General features: G+C 41.7%; 10 protein-coding genes and 2 pseudogenes. 2 read left to right on the forward strand and 10 right to left on the reverse strand.

Going from position 1 to position 18754, the window contains the following annotated elements; all coding sequences use genetic code 11:
• Positions 1-38: 38 nt before the first annotated feature.
• From ACRWP9_RS11890 to ACRWP9_RS11920, 7 genes and pseudogenes are all read right to left on the reverse strand, one after another.
• Positions 39-2618, reverse strand: a complete 2580-nt coding sequence (locus tag ACRWP9_RS11890; RefSeq protein ID WP_434926183.1) for a glycogen/starch/alpha-glucan phosphorylase — start codon at positions 2616-2618, stop codon at positions 39-41.
• Positions 2605-4713: a glycogen debranching protein GlgX gene (gene glgX, locus ACRWP9_RS11895; protein ID WP_434929046.1), complete on the reverse strand. Its 2109-nt coding sequence runs from the start codon at positions 4711-4713 to the stop codon at positions 2605-2607. Before glgX ends, ACRWP9_RS11890 begins: the two co-directional genes overlap by 14 nt.
• 154 nt (positions 4714-4867) lie before the next feature.
• Positions 4868-7186, reverse strand: a complete 2319-nt coding sequence (gene glgB / locus ACRWP9_RS11900) for a 1,4-alpha-glucan branching protein GlgB (RefSeq protein ID WP_434926184.1) — start codon at positions 7184-7186, stop codon at positions 4868-4870.
• Between the two features lie 60 nt (positions 7187-7246).
• A complete protein-coding gene (gene malQ, locus ACRWP9_RS11905; protein ID WP_434926185.1) occupies positions 7247-9610 on the reverse strand; it encodes a 4-alpha-glucanotransferase in 2364 nt (787 codons plus the stop codon).
• An 876-nt stretch (positions 9611-10486) separates the two neighbouring features.
• Complete coding sequence (locus tag ACRWP9_RS11910; RefSeq protein ID WP_011497744.1) at positions 10487-10993, reverse strand: hypothetical protein; 507 nt, start codon at positions 10991-10993, stop codon at positions 10487-10489.
• 2 nt (positions 10994-10995) lie between these two features.
• The gene (locus ACRWP9_RS11915) at positions 10996-11739 is read right to left on the reverse strand and encodes a hypothetical protein (RefSeq protein WP_434929152.1); all 744 of its coding nucleotides are present in this window, start codon (positions 11737-11739) and stop codon (positions 10996-10998) included.
• Between the two features lie 24 nt (positions 11740-11763).
• Positions 11764-11844: pseudogene (locus ACRWP9_RS11920) on the reverse strand (RHS repeat-associated core domain-containing protein); the annotation flags it as partial.
• Positions 11845-12198: 354 nt separating this feature from the next.
• Here ACRWP9_RS11920 and ACRWP9_RS11925 point away from each other — a divergent pair.
• Positions 12199-12345, forward strand: a complete 147-nt coding sequence (locus tag ACRWP9_RS11925; protein ID WP_434926186.1) for a hypothetical protein — start codon at positions 12199-12201, stop codon at positions 12343-12345.
• Positions 12346-12904: 559 nt separating this feature from the next.
• Here ACRWP9_RS11925 and ACRWP9_RS11930 read toward each other — a convergent pair.
• The 3 genes and pseudogenes from ACRWP9_RS11930 to ACRWP9_RS11940 form a co-directional block, all read right to left on the reverse strand.
• Positions 12905-13192 (reverse strand): annotated as a pseudogene (locus ACRWP9_RS11930) (transposase); the annotation flags it as partial.
• A 251-nt stretch (positions 13193-13443) separates the two neighbouring features.
• Positions 13444-14421, reverse strand: a complete 978-nt coding sequence (locus ACRWP9_RS11935; protein ID WP_434926187.1) for a transposase — start codon at positions 14419-14421, stop codon at positions 13444-13446.
• A gap of 219 nt (positions 14422-14640) precedes the next feature.
• Positions 14641-16656, reverse strand: a complete 2016-nt coding sequence (locus ACRWP9_RS11940; RefSeq protein ID WP_434926188.1) for an FAD-dependent oxidoreductase — start codon at positions 16654-16656, stop codon at positions 14641-14643.
• Between the two features lie 163 nt (positions 16657-16819).
• Between ACRWP9_RS11940 and sppA the strand changes: the two genes are divergently transcribed.
• On the forward strand, positions 16820-18661 hold the full coding sequence (gene sppA, locus ACRWP9_RS11945; RefSeq protein WP_434926189.1) for a signal peptide peptidase SppA: 1842 nt from the start codon (positions 16820-16822) through the stop codon (positions 18659-18661).
• The last annotated feature ends 93 nt before the right edge of the window (positions 18662-18754 follow it).

Below are 18754 nucleotides of genomic sequence, written 5' to 3' on the forward strand. Positions count from 1 at the left end.
TAACTGACATTACTTTGATTACTTTCAAAACCTAGACATCACACATGTTTGAGCCAAATATCATCACGATAGCCGGCGATGGTTTTGTCACTTGAAAACCGGCCACTGGCAGCAGTGTTACGAATACTGGTTTGCTGCCACAAGGTTTGATCGCTATAAAGTTTGGCCACGGCTGATTGCGCACCGCAGTACTCATCAAAGTCTGCGGCTAGCATCCATTGATCGTGGGGATCTTTAATGGCATTGATGATGCTGTCGAATATGCCGGGTTCAACTAAATTGAAATGGCCACCAGCTAACATATCAAGTACTCCTTGTAGCGCTGGGGAGGCGTTAATATACTTTTGTGGCTGATAATGGGGTTTGAGTGATTGGACTTGCTCTGCGGTTAAGCCGAACAAGAAAAAGTTTTCCTGGCCGACCTCCGCTAACATTTCAACATTCGCGCCATCTAAGGTGCCAATTGTTAGCGCGCCATTCATCATAAACTTCATATTGCCGGTGCCAGAGGCTTCTTTACCTGCGGTTGATATTTGTTCTGATAAATCGGTACCTGGGCAGATTTTCTCCATTGCACTGACATTATAATTAGGCAAAAAAGCAAGCCGTAAATACGGCGTAACAGCTGGGTCATTGTTAACCATATGCGCCACATTATTGATTAACTTGATAATTTGTTTAGCCATCGCATAACCAGGCGCAGCTTTACCACCAATCAACACACAGCGCGGAACCATGTCTTGAGTATCGCCAGCTAGTATTCTCTGGTACAGGTGAATAACGTGCATGATATTAAGCAACTGGCGTTTGTACTCATGGATACGCTTTACCTGCACATCAAACATCATACTTGTATCAAACTGCACACCACTTTCTGCCAACACAAACCTTGCCAACACTTGCTTATTGGCATGTTTCACTTCGGCCCACTGTTTGACGAACTTTTTATCAGAGGTAAACGCATTTAGCGCAGTTAAATGCGACAGATCGTTAATCCAGGCATCTCCAAGTTTGCTATTGATCAAATCGGTTAATAAAGGATTACAATTCACTAACCAACGTCTTGGTGTGACACCGTTAGTACGGTTATTGAATTTAGTTGGCCATAATTGATAAAAATCATTAAATAAGCCTGCTTTTAATAACTGCGTATGTAAACCTGCTACACCGTTGACCGAAAAACTGGCCACAATGGCTAAGTAAGCCATACGAACATGTTGCACTGGCCCTTCTTCAATAATCGACATCGCAGCTAACTTGGTCACATCCCCCGGCCATTGATGGGCAACCTGTTCAAGGAATCGAGCGTTGATTTCAAATATAATTTGCATAATGCGTGGCAACATATGCTGCATTAATGGTACCGGCCAGCGCTCAAGCGCTTCCGGTAATAAAGTATGATTAGTGTATGCTAAGGTTTGTGAGGTGATTGACCAGGCGCTATCCCAACCTAAGCCGTATTCATCCATCAATAGGCGCATTAATTCTGGTGCGGCAATACTTGGGTGAGTATCGTTAAGCTGAATCGCATTTTTAGCACTGAACTGGCTAAAGTCTTCACCGTATATCGCCACATATCGGGCCAATAAGTCCTGTAAACTTGCTGAACTTAAAAAGTACTGTTGCCTTAAGCGTAATTCTTTACCATTCTCGCTGGCATCATTGGGGTACAACACCATAGTAATTTGTTCTGCTAAGTTTTTATCGGCCACCGCTTCGGCATAATCGCCATCATTAAATTCTGCTAAATCGAAATCATCATTGGCTTCTGCTTTCCAAAGCCTTAGGGTATTTATACGGCCATTACGGTAACCTGGTACTGGCATGTCGTAGGGCACAGCCAGCACTGAGCGACAATCTTGCCAAACATGCTGAGTATTACCGGCCTTATCTTGATAGGTTGTGCAGTGGCCAAAAAAGGGTACTGACACAATCCTGTGGGGCATTCTCACTTCCCAGGGGTTACCTTGACGTAACCAGCGATCGGGCTTTTCTACTTGATATCCATTGACTATTTTTTGGGCAAACATGCCATATTGATAACGAATACCATAACCCGTCACGGCTAAGTCAAGGCTGGCACAGCTATCTAAAAAACATGCAGCGAGTCGCCCCAATCCACCATTGCCAAGGCCTGCGTCATGCTCATATTCTTCAATGACTTCTAGCTGAATGGCATAGTCAGTGAGCAGTTTACGGGTCTCGTCAGTTAACTCTAAACTCAGTAAAGCATTACCTAAAGCACGTCCCATTAAAAACTCAAGTGACAAATAGGCAATTTGTTTTTGATCAAATTGATTATCTTTAATACGAGTAGATCGCCACTTATCCAGCATTTGCTCTTTGACACCTAATGCTAAAGCATCAAACAGCGATGAGTCTTGGTGCTCACTGTTGCATAACCCATAACGAATTTGCCTTGCAACACTTGCTGCCAATGAATCACAGGGTTCGCAAGGTTCAGATTTGGCTAACACTTGATCAGTTAACGCATTACTGGCTAAGGATGTACTCTTTGCGCTAGATTCTGACTCCGACTCTGATTTAGTGTGACTCTTGGGCTTAGCTGGCTTTTTGTTTGTCGATTTATTCGCACTAACAGTTTTAGCTGCGGTCATGTTCCACTCCTTGAAAATGGCTATGAAATATCATCAAACTACGGGGTTGAAGGTAAAATTTCCCATCAAGATTAGCTTGAGTTTGTGCAACATCTATCTGGGTATCGCTTTGGGTATGCAACACACAGGACCAATGTTCAAAATGGATTAAGTTAGGTTGATGGAAGGTTTGCTCTAATTCGTCAGCATTAATAAACAGCATTAACGCTTGAGTATTTTCAGGAATGGCGTCGACTTCAGCTTCAAGTAAATTACCGGTCACAATGACCGTTAAAGTACGGCAGTGATGTTCACTCCACAACACTTTGGTCATCGGCTCACCCAGCTTATTAAACCAGGCAATACCATTATCAAATAAGGCTTCAGGTTGATGGATAAACGCTTTATGGCATAACAAGGGGAAATGTTTGCGCAGCTTGATCAGCTCTTGGGTAAAGTGAACTAAATCCCAATCAATGGTTCGCCAATTGAACCAATTATCAGGCGTATCCTGGCAATAGGCATTATTGTTTCCTTGTTGGGTGTGGCCAGCTTCATCGCCACTTAACAACATAGGTACGCCTTGAGATAGCAATAAGGTCGCTAAAAAATTACGTTTTTGACGGCTGCGCACAGTATTAATCTTGCTGCTATCTGTTTCGCCTTCTACCCCATAATGGCAACTGAAGTTTTCTTGATGACCGTCTCTATTATCTTCGTTATTAGCCAAGTTGTGCTTAGCTTGATAAGACACCAAATCATGCAGAGTGTAACCATCATGACTGGTAATAAAGTTAATACTTGCCGCAGGGCCACGGCCATTGTGTTCAAAGAAATCACTTGAGCCATGGAAGCGTTTAGCAAACTCAGACAATATGCCATTATCTCCACGCCAAAATCGACGCATGGTGTCACGGTATCTGTCATTCCATTCACTGAATACCACAGGATAATTACCTAGTTGATATCCACCGGGGCCAATATCCCATGGCTCAACAATTAATTTAACCCGGCACAATGTTGGGTCTTGCATTAACGCATCAAAAAAACCACTGCCAGGGTCAAAGCCATAATTTTCACGGCCTAAACAGCTAGCAAGGTCAAAGCGGAATCCATCTACTCCCATCACTTCAACCCAGTACCGTAATGAGTCCATGATTAACATTAAAACCTGAGGATGGTTAACGTTAAGGGTATTACCACAGCCAGTATCATTAATATAAAAGCGAGGTTCATTGGGCATTAAACGGTAATAGCTTGCGTTATCTATGCCTTTTAAATGATAACTTGGGCCTAAATGATTACCTTCTGCAGTATGGTTATAAACCACATCTAAAATAACCTCGACACCGGCCTGGTGCATCTTTGACACCATGTGCCTAAACTCAGCAATATCATCTGATGCCAGATATTGTGGATGCGGTGCAAAAAATCCTGCTGTGTTATAACCCCAATAATTATTGAGTTTTTTCTCTACCAAAAAAGGTTCGTCAAAAAATGCATGTACAGGGAGTAACTCAATAGCCGTGATCCCAAGTTGAGTTAAATACTCTACAACTGCGGGATGAGACAGGCCTGCGAATGTACCGCACATCTCACGTGGTAAATCTGGATGCAGTTTGGTAAATCCCTTAACATGGGTTTCGTAAATGATACTGTGGTTAAGCTCGCGCCTTATCGGCGCTATAGGTATCGCCTTAATGCGCTCAATATCAACCACTGCACATTTGGGCATAAAGGCGGCATTATCTTGCTGACTAAACGACAAATCTGCACTGGCGTCATCAACATCGTATCCATAAAGGGCATGACTATGCTGCAATTCACCAACCAGCTTTCGTGCATAGGGGTCAAGATGAAGCTTGTGGTGATTAAATCGATGACCCAGCTCAGGTTGATATGGTCCAAACACTCGATAACCATAAAGTAACCCGTCTTTAGCACCGGTTAACTCACCATGCCAAATATGATGAGTTTTATGGGTTAATATGTATTGGGCAATTTCAAGCTGTGAAATGGGATCAAATATACACAATATGACTTTGGTGGCATTGGCTGAAAACAGTGAAAAATTCACCCCATTCTCGGTTAGATTTGCCCCTAAAGGATAAGGCATACCTTCATCGAGTATTAGGTGATTAACGCCTGCAACAATTGACGGTTTATACTCAACCTTATCATTACTTTCAGTTCGATTAACCATACTCGCCACTCCTTTACAACACGCACAAAAACAATAAACGGACTTAACCAGTTTTTATCGATTACCCTTAGGTTTTAGATGACGTCTTCGGCTTTGATTTAGCTTTAGGCTCAGACTGTGCTTTTGTTTTAGGTTGCGAGAGTGATTTTACAGACGGTTTAATGACTGGCGTAAAAATCACACAGGACAATGGCGGCACTGTTATCAGCGCACTGTAATCTTGCCCTTGCCATGCTTGAACTTCAGCATCGATAGCATGTTCGTTAATCAGGTGCGATCCGCCATAGCGGGCATCATCACTGTTTAACGCTTGCTGATAAGCTGTATGTTGAGGTAAACCGATGCGAAAATCATGGTGCACTGTTGGTGTCATATTGATCACAATCACTACATGCTCATTAGACTGTTTGCCAAATCGAGCAAACACTAAAATACTATTGGCCTCGTTATGGCAATCAAGCCAACTGAAACCCGCCGGATGAGTATCAAGTGCATATAATGCCGGGGTGTGCAGGTAAAGTGCATTAAGATCTTGGATCCAGTGCTGTATTTGCTGATGAGCTTGATACTCTAGTAAATGCCAATCTAAACTTAGGTTATGATTCCATTCGTTTCGCTGTGCAAATTCGCACCCCATAAATAACAGCTTCTTGCCTGGATGAGCCCACATAAAACCAAAGTAGGCCCGTAAAGTAGCAAATTTTTGCCAGTCATCTCCGGGGATCTTATTAATGAGCGAACCCTTACCGTGCACCACTTCATCGTGACTAACCGACAGTATGAATTGCTCTGTATAGGCATACACTAAACCAAATGTCAGTTCATTGTGGTGGTGAGAGCGATAAAGCGGATCGCGCTTTAAATAACTAAGCGAGTCATTCATCCAGCCCATATTCCACTTATAACCAAAACCTAAACCTTGATGCTCGGTACTTTGAGTCACTCCGCCCCAAGCGGTAGATTCTTCAGCGACCATATCTATGCCCGGAAAAGCTTGATACATTTCGATATTCAGTCGTTTTAGAAAACTTATCGCAGCTAAATTCTCACGGCCCCCGTGTTCATTGGGTAACCATTGGTCTTGTTCTCTTGAATAATCTAAATACAACATTGACGACACGGCATCTAATCTAAGGCCGTCAAAATGAAACTCACTTAACCAGTAATAAGCATTACTTAACAAGAAACTGTTAACTTCCGCTCGGCCATAGTTATAAATAAGGGTATCCCAATCTGGGTGCTCTCCCTGGCGTGGATCGGCATGTTCATAAAGACATGAACCATCAAAACGAGCCAGGCCGTGTGGGTCTTTAGGAAAATGTGCCGGTACCCAATCAAGCAACACTGCTAGGTCATGTTGGTGACAACTGTCGATAAAGGCTTTTAAGCCTTCTGGTTTGCCAAAACGATAGGTCGGTGCATACAAGCCTACGGGTTGATAACCCCACGAACCATCAAATGGATATTCACTGATCGGCATTAATTGCAGATGTGTAAAACCCATTTTTTTGACATAGGGAATAAGTTCATCGATTAATTGCTGATAGTCATAAAAGCATTCACCTGTGTCCCCTTTGCGGCGCCATGAGGCTAGTTGCACCTCATATATTGCCATCGGTTGATTGCAACTTTGACGACTAGATTGTTGTGCGTTAGCTATCCTTTGTGTCATCCAGTTAGTATCTTGCCATTGATAAGCATCAACATCAGTCACAATAGATGCATTCCCCGGTGCAGCCTGCATCATTTTGGCGTAGGGATCTGACTTTTCATGCCTATTGCCCTGCGCATCTTCAATACTAAACTTATAATGCATGCCGGCATCAACATCAGCGATAAAGATGTCCCACAAGCCACTTGCTGGATGTCGTCTTAATATATGACGGCGCGGATCCCAATGGTTCATATCGCCAACAAGCGCAACATTTTGTGCATTAGGCGCCCACACGCAAAAGTGAACCCCTTTAATACCTTGGTGGGTTTGCCAATTAGCGCCTTGAAATAAATAAGCTTGTAACTGTGAGCCCTCGTTGAATAAATAAACATCTTTATCATCAAGTAGGCTATCAAATTGGTAAGGGTCAATAATCTCAACCACACTAAGCGGATAACTGACTCGCAATAGATATTGAAACTTATTTTTACGACGGGGAATTTTGCCACTAAAAAAACCAGCATCAACCGCAGTCAGTGTTGCCACTTTACGACCACTTTTTAAATCAATCACCTCAACCTGACTTGCCTCTGGTAAAAAGCAATTTATAACAAGTGATTTAAACTCTTCAACATAATGCATTCCAAGTTGCGAGAACACATCGTTAAATTGACCCACACTTATCTGACTAAGCACTGAAGCATGAATATTGGTGTCACTTGTTATCATCATAATGGCTTCCATAAGGTAATTTTTGTCGTTTGCTGGCGTAACGGTATTAAGTTGTTCTGGCTATTCATTTTGGTTGTGGTGATTTCTGCTCGCCAAGACTAATTGGCATCGTTGCTGAATGGCCTTATCTTGAAACAGTTGCGTCAAGGTCATCGGTAATCGGCGTTGCCAATTAGGAAACTCTTTCCAGGTTCCCGGAATATTGACGCAGTGGTTATCAGCCATCAAATCAGCAAGCTGGACACAAAATAATGTTGATTGACTTGTTGACGCCACAATCAACCAAGCATTAAGTAACCGATTGAAAACTAATTCAGATAAAACTTTTTTTAAGCCCATGTGAGATGCACGTTTGTCGACAGGTATCTGATGATATTGGCTTAACAAGGTTTGTAATTCTGCAAGTAACAAACTGACGTCATCAGGCAAATGCAGGCCACCAGATTTAACTTGGCCAAGCCCGATAACTAGCCAATCAATAAGGTGCCATTTATCAACGTCACGTTGCTCAGCTTCGGTGATAAAATCCTGTTCTGACTCATATTGCGCTAAGCGCTGACGGATCAATAAATCTTCACCTTGCCACCAGGCTTTTAATGGTGCGACATCATGATTTGCCAGCATCATTAAACTATTGGTTTTGTGTGAATCAGGCGGACAGAACTGATGTTGTTGTGTAGTAAAATAAAATAATTGATTCGATAAAATATTACGCTGAGCCATAGCATCGATAATTTCAGGCGGAACCGTGCCTAAGTCTTCACCAATAACAACACAATTAGCGCGATGGCTCTCAATACAAACAATGGCGAGTAGAGTCTCTAATGGGTAATAAACATAGGCGCCGTTGCCCCAGTGTTTATTAACAGGCCACCACCAGAGTCTGAGTAATCCCATAACATGATCAATTCTAATTGCACCATAAAAGCGCATATTGGTGCGAAGCAAATCAATAAAATGTTGATAGTCAGCCTGTTTCAGCTTAACGGGGTCTAATGGCGTTAACCCCCAATTTTGGCCACTTGCCGAAAAAGGATCTGGCGGCGCACCAATACTGGCTTGTGTACAAAACTGACTAATATTGCTTTGTACTTCATTGCCAATAAGTAAGGCGCCTATGGCTAAATCACCAATCAGGCCGATTTTCATATCAAGGGATGTGCAATATGCTTGGCATGCCTTAAGTTGCTCTACCGCGATAAACTGCAAATAGGCATAAAACTCTTCTGGCATAGTTAGCCATTGGGGAGATTGACATACCTGATCTGCACAAAACTGCTGCAGTGACTGACCTTCTTGCTCAACAAATTGGCGAAACTGTTGATAATAACTTGAATTTACAGCCTTACTATTAGCAGAAAATAATTCATACATAATTACAAACGAGCGATATTTATAGTCAAAAACCTTTTTGTAACTGATATTTTTTAAATGATTTATTTTCATATCAAAATCATTATGTTTCATATCAACATAACTATTACCGTCTTTAGTTAACAGATTGTGCATCTCATCAAGATCGATATAGAGCGGATTCAGTCGTCTTCTGTCTGTTGGACTATAGGGACTACAATTGTCAGGATTAGCAATATCAAGTGCATGTAAAGGATTAAGCATGACAAAATCAGCCCCCATAGAGGCACTATATTCAATCATTTTTTTTAAGCTGCTAAAGTCCCCTATTGCATCAAAACCCTCGCCGCCCTTTTTTAAACTATAAAGTTGGACACTTATTCCCCACAATTTTTGCTGGTTTTGCTTAACCTGCCCAGCATCAAAACAATGATTAGGGGCAATAAGTAAAGTTGCTGAGGCAGAAGAAACCGTGTTTATATTCGCTGCAGACTCAATTTCTACCGATATATGATGATAACCATCAGGAATAGCAAATTCAGTAAATTGATTGAGGGTAAATTGATAGCGGCAATAACGAACACCTTGGTAGTAATACTCACCAATAATGGCCATGTCACACGTACGACAAGTAAATACAGTGCTGCTAGGTGAATCTATAGGACGACGACTCATTTGATCAAAAATGATTTCAACCCTAACCACAGCATCTTGTTCAGGTAAATGAATGTGTGCAGCGGCCATTGATACATAACTGTATTGAAAAGAAGGTAATATCGATAACCATGGCTTTGCATCTAACGTATAAACAGTCTCTTCAACGATAGAAACACTTAAAGGTTCATCGTGACTGATACTGTTGTTAATGCTTTTATTAATGCTTTTATTAATACTGCTATTAATTGGCAAATGCTTATTTAAGGATGTTGATAATGGCTCATGGCCATTTGGTGCCAACATCGCCTTTACTATCCCTAGCCTATCGTGTTGATCAATTTTTACATGCCTGCCAAAGCAGTCAATAAACTCTGCCCCAACGCCCTGCAAATACAGTAACTTCTCTAGCCCCATATTTGTCTCCATGCTCTGCACCATAACAAGTAATAGCAGCTACCATGCCAGTGTTAAGTAACAGTAAGAAGACAGATTGATGACAATAATAAGACATACAATATTATTTAATTACAGTGCGTTATGAATAAATAAGAATATTTGGCTTATTTAGTACGCATTAAAACAGTTGTTTAAATGCACAAAAGTGGGGCGATAAATGTTCGACAACAGCGCAAATAATAGATTAGGTAGCAAAGGAGGTAGTAGCGAAAGTAACAAAACAAGCCGCACAAATTACCTATGAGGTTAATTAGCATCGATAACATACATGCGACGTTCATTGCCGAGCGATAATGATAAAGCTTGGTGAGCTTCAAGCTCACTTCTGGACAAAGGCGGGTTGAAAGGTTTCATTTTAATAAAAGTGTAACCAGATAGAATTAAATTCTCATAGGCTTGAGATTGACTACAAGTGCAGATGGTCCAGCGAGACGCCGCAAGCACGTCCATGTGGGCTTAACCAAAACATCCATGTTTTGGATACTCGCTGACTCATCTGCACCTGCATTTTTATCTCTTCGATTTAGCTTCATTTGTGATTGTATTAAAAGCTAAATCAGAACAAGAGTTAACTCGTTTTTGGACAGAAGTTTGTTAGATTTTTAGCTCTAATTCGTGAGTTTCGGATTAGTATTTGTAAGTGCATATTCCGCCCACAATGGACAATTGCTCCGCAACTCAAGGACCAGCACTCCGAATTGCTCGGACCAGGCTTCCGCTAATAATGGACCACAAAATGCCATCTAGATGGACATGACGAACTAGAACGAGCTGGAAGCCTAGGCCAGAGACAACAAAGCCCGCAATGCGGACTTTGTTATCAACTGCCTCAGGTCAATTACGGCTGCCTAGCCCTTTCTCCTCACGCAAAAAATACATTTCGGTATTGTCGTCATCCAGCGATGTGATTGAAAATGCTAATAGCCCATGTTCGATTGAGTAAAAAAACTGAAACTTTATATATTTGTTAATTTTTGAGTTGATTAAATAAGTCTGCTCAGATTTACCGAGTAGTTTTAGTTCCACCTCTTTCTTAACAGCAAACTCTCTGCCATCTATCGTCCAATTACCCCCAACTTTCAAAGGGCCAATAGGAACCGCAAAGTTAAACAGACCATCTTTAACACAGAAGTATTTTCCTTCTGATTTACATAAAACTAAGCTTCTATATTCATTTGTAGGATCCAGTGTGTATGAATCTTTTAAGTTGAAATAAAAATAACTTGGTTTACCTTCACTTTCTGCATCAAATGCATAGTTATCATAGTGGTAGTTACTAGCAAGTGCGTTAGAGGCCATAAGCAAACTCATCAACCATAAGACTGCAATTGATTTTTTCATTTTTAATCTATCCCTTTTGCAAACTTAATATCTTTCCTATTAACATCTGTTCCTGATAGCCTTCTGGGATAGTGTTTCTTTGCAAATGAATTAGCAAATCGCTCTTTTTTATCCGCATCCCATATGTTGCTATATTGCCTACCAACGACATGACCAAACTCGTGCAATCCAACAAACAAAAGCCCTGTATCTCCCCCTCTTATAACAGACTTATGATAAGGAAAAGTCATATTAGGATCATCAACATCTATCAGCTTTCTACCGACATAAATAGTTGTGCTCGTTTCATTTGCAACCCTAAAGGCGGCTACATTACTATTGGACTCTTCTTGAAATACCTTGTGGTTTGGATCGTAAATAAAATTCGTATTACTCATCTCATTAATAAGGGTTTCATCGTCTGCTTTTTCCCGATCGATGGTTGTTGACAATTTAAATGGCTCGACCTTATTTTCAGAATGTCCTGATGCTTCTGACCCCTTAGCCGCATTATCCCCCAAGCTCCCGACATTGCTGACCTGAAAACCTTGACCAGACAGCTTTCCAGCAACCGCATTCATAGCCGCAGATCTGGCCGCACCATTACCACCTGAGAAGGTGATGGTTACACCACCACTGCCGTTACTCTTGGCGGTGGCTGTTACAGTCTGCTTAATGTTGCTCCCTGTCACGCTGACTTTTATCTTTTTCTCTATTTCTTCCGCCGCATACCCGGTCGGATCTGTTCCTGCTAGCGGGTTGTTCATGATATACGAGTACGGATTCACGCTCTGGGTCGAGGTCGGACTCTGAATAAGCGGGTCTACACTCATAAACCTACCAAGGTTGTAATCGTACACCCGGCCGTTCATGTGAATGAGCGAACCTGACGTGCGTCAAAACGTTGGAGGCGTTTTCGCTTAGAGAGCTGCGGTGTTAAAGAGCATGAAATTAAGCTCAGTATACCTTGTTGGAAAAATTTTCCTAGAGACGCTTTTTTTCGTTAATTGGCTGATTTAGATAGGCTATCAGACAGCCTGTGATTGGCTGTCTGTCGAGGGAATTAGCGCAGGATAGGTGGCTATAATTGTGCTGTACACCACCGCCATGGACAGAGCAGCGTCATACGTGGCAGGCAATCGCACAAGGACACGTGCCATTGGTTCGTCAAAGGCCAAGATCTGGATGCCCAAAGTGGTCAGGCCGACAAGGGCCAGACGTCTGATATGGCCACACGGCTGAAAACCTTGGCCCGCGGCATGAGCATCAATAAACACAAGGCCATAGCCAGTGAGTATCTTGCCGAGCAACAGGCCGAACAAGCAGCCGAGAAACAGACCCTGCAATCCAACGATAACGAGCTGGCAGCCTAGGCCAGAGACAACAAAGCCCGCAATGCGGGCTTTGTAATCACTCTATTCACTGACTAATATTTTAACTATGGGCGTTTCGCTAAAGAAAAACAATGCCACCCATAATTGAACAGTGCATATAACGCCCGGCTCAGCGAGCAAAAAATTGTCCGGTGCAGCCGTTGGTTATGAGGTCTTATATTGAACTCAATGACGTCATGAAATCTTCATCGTAAGCCAACGGCATATATTTTTTTGGAAAGCCTTTCGGAAAATTTAGTTCTGGTTTATATGCAATGTGAAATAGTTTCTCAAGTTTTGTAATAAAGCTTTTACCTTTCGTATTCGCATTGATTATGAGTAAAACATAGCCACCCATTTTTAAGAAAATAACATAACCCGTTTTGATCCCTTTTACGACAGTTCTTTTCTAGATACTCAATCCAATTATTTGAATCGATATTGCTGAAAATTAGCGCTACATTAGTCGTTGATTAGTCATCTAGTGAATTTAACACTGCAGAAATACTTGATATCATTCAAGTATGAATTGGAAAGTTATTTGGAGGAAAGTTAACGGTTAAGCGCACAACCAGCGCTGACAGTTCGCTGCGCCTTGTCGTCGTTTTCGGTCTAAATGGTCACAATAGTCAGTTAATGCAGGTAAAGCTCCTACCGCACCTTTGAATAATGCGCCAAACTCGGTAGTGATTTTTAACCAGTTTTCAGCAGGAATGTTCAATCGATTCAGAATATCCTGGCTACTTGCGCTAATGGCACCGCGCTTATCTTGTCGAATAATCCTGCCGGTATCTTCAACCAGAACAATGTAGTCTTTTACACTGAACATTAACCCATTAGGCATGTTTAAAACATAGCCACCCATTTTTAAGATAACACCTAAAACATAGCCACCCATTTTTAAGAAAATAACATAACCCGTTTTGATCCCTTTTACGACAGTTCTTTTCTAGATACTCAATCCAATTATTTGAATCGATATTGCTGAAAATTAGCGCTACATTAGTCGTTGATTAGTCATCTAGTGAATTTAACACTGCAGAAATACTGATATCATTCAAGTATGAATTGGAAAGTTATTTGGAGGAAAGTTAACGGTTAAGCGCACAACCAGCGCTGACAGTTCGCTGCGCCTTGTCGTCGTTTTCGGTCTAAATGGTCACAATAGTCAGTTAATGCAGGTAAAGCTCCTACCGCACCTTTGAATAATGCGCCAAACTCGGTAGTGATTTTTAACCAGTTTTCAGCAGGAATGTTCAATCGATTCAGAATATCCTGGCTACTTGCGCTAATGGCACCGCGCTTATCTTGTCGAATAATCCTGCCGGTATCTTCAACCAGAACAATGTAGTCTTTTACACTGAACATTAACCCATTAGGCATGTTCAAACGCTCATTACCCACAAAAGGCAACAATTCTGTTGGTTGCTCACCTTTTATCGCTGAATTTATTCGACGCTGAATACTGGTATAGTCTGAGCTTTCAGGGGTAGCAGCCATTTTGGCGCGAATAGGATTCAAATCGACATAGGCCATACAGGCTAATACTGCGGCTTCATCTAGTAATGCTTGAGACTTGAACCTACCTTCCCAGAAGCGACCTGTGCATTTATCTTCTTTATTGGCCATTCTGGCTATTGGCTCACTAAGTGAGCGCATAAACCAGCTGATATCAATCAAACGTTGGCGATATTGAATGATACTGTCGTTTACCGTCTTTAATTCAAATTCATTCAGCTCTTCACCTTTTACGAACTTATGTGTCAGTAAAGTACCTTTAAAGCCTTTGTGCCATTGAATTAGCACTTCTTTATCTAACCATTGTTTTGCTTTGTCAGCATCCACTTTAACCACTACATGTAAATGATTACTCATCACAGCATAGGCACAAATATCAATGGCGAAAATTGTCGCTAATTCAAGAATACGGGCATCAACCCATTCTCGTCGATGCTCAAAGTTTTCGCCTGTTGAGTTATCAAAACCACACAAAAAAGCCTTACGCACGACCCGCGAACAACAGTGATAGTAAGGTGTATCTTCTAAGCTAACGATAGTTTGTCTTGGTCTGGCCATCTTCAAATACCATTTAGGAAGGGTACATAAAGCGTAGTTGAGCGGTTAATATTTAGCCAGCAGGAATGGGTGGCCATGATGCTAGTTGGTATATTGCTAGTTGAATTAAGCTATACCCGTGGCCACTGCCTTTAGTACCGGAAACTGTGTTTAAGGATAAATAAAAAGCCTAACACAGAATGTTAGGCTTTTAAAATAGCGACTTGCCTCATCCAAGATCTAAATTGACATAGCCAATTCAGCACCTTGTCTTATCGCACGTTTAGCATCTAACTCAGCGGCAACATCAACACCACCAATAAGATGAACCGGTAGCCCTGTCGCTTTCATTTCATCCACTAAGGTGCGATTTGATTCTTGTCCCGCACATAGCACGACATTATCAACCGCAAGAATTTGAGATACATCGCCGACTTTAATATGCAGCCCTTGTGAGTCAAATTTTTCATAACTGACTCCGGTCATCATATTAACTTCATGCTGTTTAAGCACTGAGCGATGGATCCAACCAGTCGTTTTGCCTAGGCCTTTGCCCATTTTAGTGGTTTTGCGTTGTAGCAAATAGATTTCACGGCTTGGGTGATGCTCCGCTTCTTCTGTCAGTCCACCACGATTCTGATACTCTTTATCAATGCCCCACTGCTTTAACCATTTATCGGGTTGCAATGTAGAAGACTCTTTTTCACATAAGAAATGCGCCATATCAAAGCCAATACCACCGGCACCGATTAATGCGACTTTTTGACCAATTTCAACTTCGCCATTAAGCACCTTTTGATAATCAACTACACGGGGATCGTCAAAGCCTTCTAGCTTAAGATTACGCGGCACTACACCTGAAGAAATAACCACTTCATCAAAGTGTTCTTGCTTCAATACTTGGGCATCTAACTTAGTATTTAAACGTAAATCGACCTTCAGCAGTTTAATCTGATTGGTAAAGTAGCGAATGGTTTCATTAAACTCTTCCTTACCAGGGATTTTACGCGCCAAGTTGAACTGGCCGCCCACTTCACTCTTCGCTTCAAACAACACCACATCATGGCCGCGAGTTGCTGCATAGACCGAAAACGCCATGCCAGCAGGACCTGCGCCCATAACTGCTATGCGTTTCTTCGCCTGGGTTGGTGTAAAGTTAATTTCTGTTTCATAACACGCACGCGGATTCACTAAACAAGTGGCGCGCTTCATCGAGAAGGTATGATCAAGACAAGCCTGATTACAGCCAATACAGGTATTAATTAACTCACTTTGATTAGCGGCAGCTTTGTTAACAAATTCAGCATCCGCTAAAAATGGCCGTGCCATAGACACCATATCAGCTTGACCGGAGGCAATAATATGCTCAGCAATTTCTGGGGTATTAATACGGTTTGTGGCCACTAAAGGTATGTTAACTTCTGATTTTAATCTTTCAGTCACCCATGCAAAGCCGCCCCTTGGTACACTGGTGGCAATAGTCGGTACACGCGCTTCATGCCAACCAATACCGGTATTAATAATACTCACGCCGACGGCTTCTAATGATTTTGCCAGTTCAACAACCTCATCCCAAGTTGATCCATTATCGACTAAGTCCAACATAGATAAACGGAAAATGATAATGAAATCTTTACCGACTTTCTCACGGATAGCTTTGACTATTTCTAAAGGAAACTTAACCCGGTTTTGATAACTGCCGCCCCATTCATCGGTTCTTTTATTGGTACGAGAACTGATAAATTGATTAATCAAGTACCCTTCTGATCCCATCACTTCAACACCATCGTAACCTGCTTTACGGGCTAGTTTAGCGCTGCTGGCATAATCTTTAATGGTATTATTAACTTGTCTTGATGACATAGCCGAAGGGGTAAAAGGCGTGATCGGCGATTTCACTTTACTCGGCGCCAAGCTAAAAGGATGATAGCTGTAACGACCCGCATGCAAAATTTGCATACAGATTTTACCGCCAGCGTCATGCACTGCATCGGTAACAATTTTGTGTTTACTGACTTGCCAAGGAAAGCTTAATTGGCATGCATGAGGCGCAAGACGTCCACGCATATTAGGCGCGATACCGCCAGTAACAATTAAACCTACTCCGCCAGCGGCTCGTTCTTTATAAAACGCTGCCAGTTTCTCAAATCCGCCTTTTTCTTCTTCTAAGCCTGTGTGCATAGAGCCCATTAACACGCGGTTTTTCAACTGCGTGAAGCCTAAATCTAAAGGTTCTAGTATGTGTGGAAACGACATTCAAACATCCTTTTTAAACAAGTGATTGAAACCAGCATAACCTTAACTTTGATAAAGCTCAATCATTGACACAGCGGATTGTCAAAAACGTTTACAATTGAATTTACCATTTAAATCCATTTTCAGTTAGGATGACATTATTAGAATGTTATAGGAGTGGTAAATGTCCACTAAACCCCCGTTTTTAAAAAGGTTGTTCACCTTATTATGGAATACAGTGAACACTATAAGAAAATTAATTATCAATTTTATTTTTTTCAGCATATTAGCAATCATCATTATTGCGGTCATGACTTCAGAAGATGAAATTGTGCTCGACAATCAAACAGCCTTAGTGCTCAATTTATCTGGTCACATAGTCGATCAAAAACGCTTTGTTGATCCCTTTGAAGCCGTGTTAGCACAGGGCAATGATAATCCCGATGCTGAAATTCTGTTAGCGGATGTGCTTTATGTGATTAACAACGCCACCCTAGATACACGAATTAGCACCATAGTACTTAATTTAAGTAACTTACGCTCGGCAGGTGTAAGCAAAATGACTAATATTGGCGATGCGTTAACTGAGTTTAAAGCTGCCGGTAAAAAGGTGATTGCAATGGAGGATGGTTACAGTCAAAACCAGTACTTCCTTGCGAGTTATGCAGACACCTTATTTTTAAATTCTAAAGGCATGGTTAGCCTTGATGGATTAAGCCGTTATCGCCTTTACTATAAGTCTGCACTAGAAAAGCTTAAAATTAACACCCATGTTTTTCGTGTTGGTACTTTCAAGTCAGCGGTAGAACCTTTTATTCGTGATGACATGTCTGACGCTGACAAAGCTGCGAGTGATGAATTGCTGGGCGATATTTGGCAAAGCTATTCAACTATTGTTGCTAAAAACCGCGGCATTAGCCCTGAGCAATTAGTGCTTGATACCGATGCTTATTTAGCTCAGTTAGATAAAGCAAACGGTGACAGTGCATTGATGGCAATGAATATGGGTTGGGTTGATGAGCTTGTTTCTGCTGAGCAATTTCGCCTCGCCATGATAGAACTTGTCGGTAGCAATAAAGAAGGTAATTCATACCGTCAAATAGGTTTCAATGATTACCTATCACTCACCGCACCGCTACCTCAGTTTATTGAAAATGATTCAGTAGGCATTATTGTCGCAAAAGGTAACATTCTTAATGGCGCCCAGCCTGCTGGACAAATTGGCGGTGAAACCACGTCTGAATACCTGCGTAAAGCTCGTTTAAACGATAAAGTAAAAGCTGTGGTGTTACGGGTAGATAGCCCTGGTGGCAGTGCATTTGCTTCAGAGCAAATACGCCAAGAAGTGCTGGCACTTAAAAATGCAGGTAAACCCGTTGTTGTGAGTATGGGAAGTTTAGCCGCGTCTGGCGGTTACTGGATTTCAGCAAGCGCTGATTATATTTATGCAACTCCGACGACGCTTACCGGTTCAATTGGTATTTTTGGCATGTTTGCCACCTTTGAAGATACCCTAAGCCATTTGGGTGTTAATTCAGACGGCGTAGCAACATCAGATTGGGCTGGTCTCTCACCTACTCGCAGTTTAAGTCCCAATGTAAAAGCCGTTATTCAACGTCATATAGAACGTGGTTACCATGAGTTTATTTCTCTTGTTGCCTCCGAGCGTAATATGACACTTGAACAAGTCGATAATATTGCCCAGGGCCGAGTTTGGACCGGTAACCGTGCACTTGAATTAGGTCTTGTTGATGAAATTGGCGACATGAAACAAGCTATCGCAAAAGCTGCAGAACTGGCTGAAATGGATAAGTTTGATACCAAATTAATTGAACAGGAATTGACTACTGAACAACAGTTTATTCAACAGTTAATAGGCGCCTCAGCGGCTTATATACCAGTATCTGCGCATAAATCATCCATACTCGAAACCATGTTAACCCAGTGGAGTGGCGTGATTGAAGACTTTGCTAAGTTTGATGACCCGCAGGGAGTGTACCTTTACTGTGAGCAATGTGACTTCTAGTTTTTAGCATAGAATTATTAAATATGTAAAAAAAGCCTGCTTAGCAGGCTTTTTTATATCGATTCGACAATATAACTCGTATAATTTACACAT

Origin of the sequence: Shewanella sp. HL-SH2, assembly GCF_051164935.1 — a bacterium.
GTDB classification, from domain to species: Bacteria; Pseudomonadota; Gammaproteobacteria; order Enterobacterales; family Shewanellaceae; genus Shewanella; species Shewanella glacialimarina.

What these genes read in the sequence shown, in the direction of transcription:
- ACRWP9_RS11940 (WP_434926188.1), bottom strand. Translation starts at nt 16,656, where the DNA reads ATGTCGTTTCCACACATACTAGAACCTTTAGATTTAGGCTTCACGCAG.
- glgX (WP_434929046.1), bottom strand. Translation starts at nt 4,713, where the DNA reads ATGCCTTATCCTTTAGGGGCAAATCTAACCGAGAATGGGGTGAATTTT.
- glgB (WP_434926184.1), bottom strand. Translation starts at nt 7,186, where the DNA reads ATGATGATAACAAGTGACACCAATATTCATGCTTCAGTGCTTAGTCAG.
- ACRWP9_RS11910 (WP_011497744.1), bottom strand. Translation starts at nt 10,993, where the DNA reads ATGAAAAAATCAATTGCAGTCTTATGGTTGATGAGTTTGCTTATGGCC.
- ACRWP9_RS11935 (WP_434926187.1), bottom strand. Translation starts at nt 14,421, where the DNA reads ATGGCCAGACCAAGACAAACTATCGTTAGCTTAGAAGATACACCTTAC.
- sppA (WP_434926189.1), top strand. Translation starts at nt 16,820, where the DNA reads ATGTCCACTAAACCCCCGTTTTTAAAAAGGTTGTTCACCTTATTATGG.
- ACRWP9_RS11925 (WP_434926186.1), top strand. Translation starts at nt 12,199, where the DNA reads ATGGCCACACGGCTGAAAACCTTGGCCCGCGGCATGAGCATCAATAAA.
- ACRWP9_RS11915 (WP_434929152.1), bottom strand. Translation starts at nt 11,739, where the DNA reads ATGAACAACCCGCTAGCAGGAACAGATCCGACCGGGTATGCGGCGGAA.
- ACRWP9_RS11890 (WP_434926183.1), bottom strand. Translation starts at nt 2,618, where the DNA reads ATGACCGCAGCTAAAACTGTTAGTGCGAATAAATCGACAAACAAAAAG.
- malQ (WP_434926185.1), bottom strand. Translation starts at nt 9,610, where the DNA reads ATGGGGCTAGAGAAGTTACTGTATTTGCAGGGCGTTGGGGCAGAGTTT.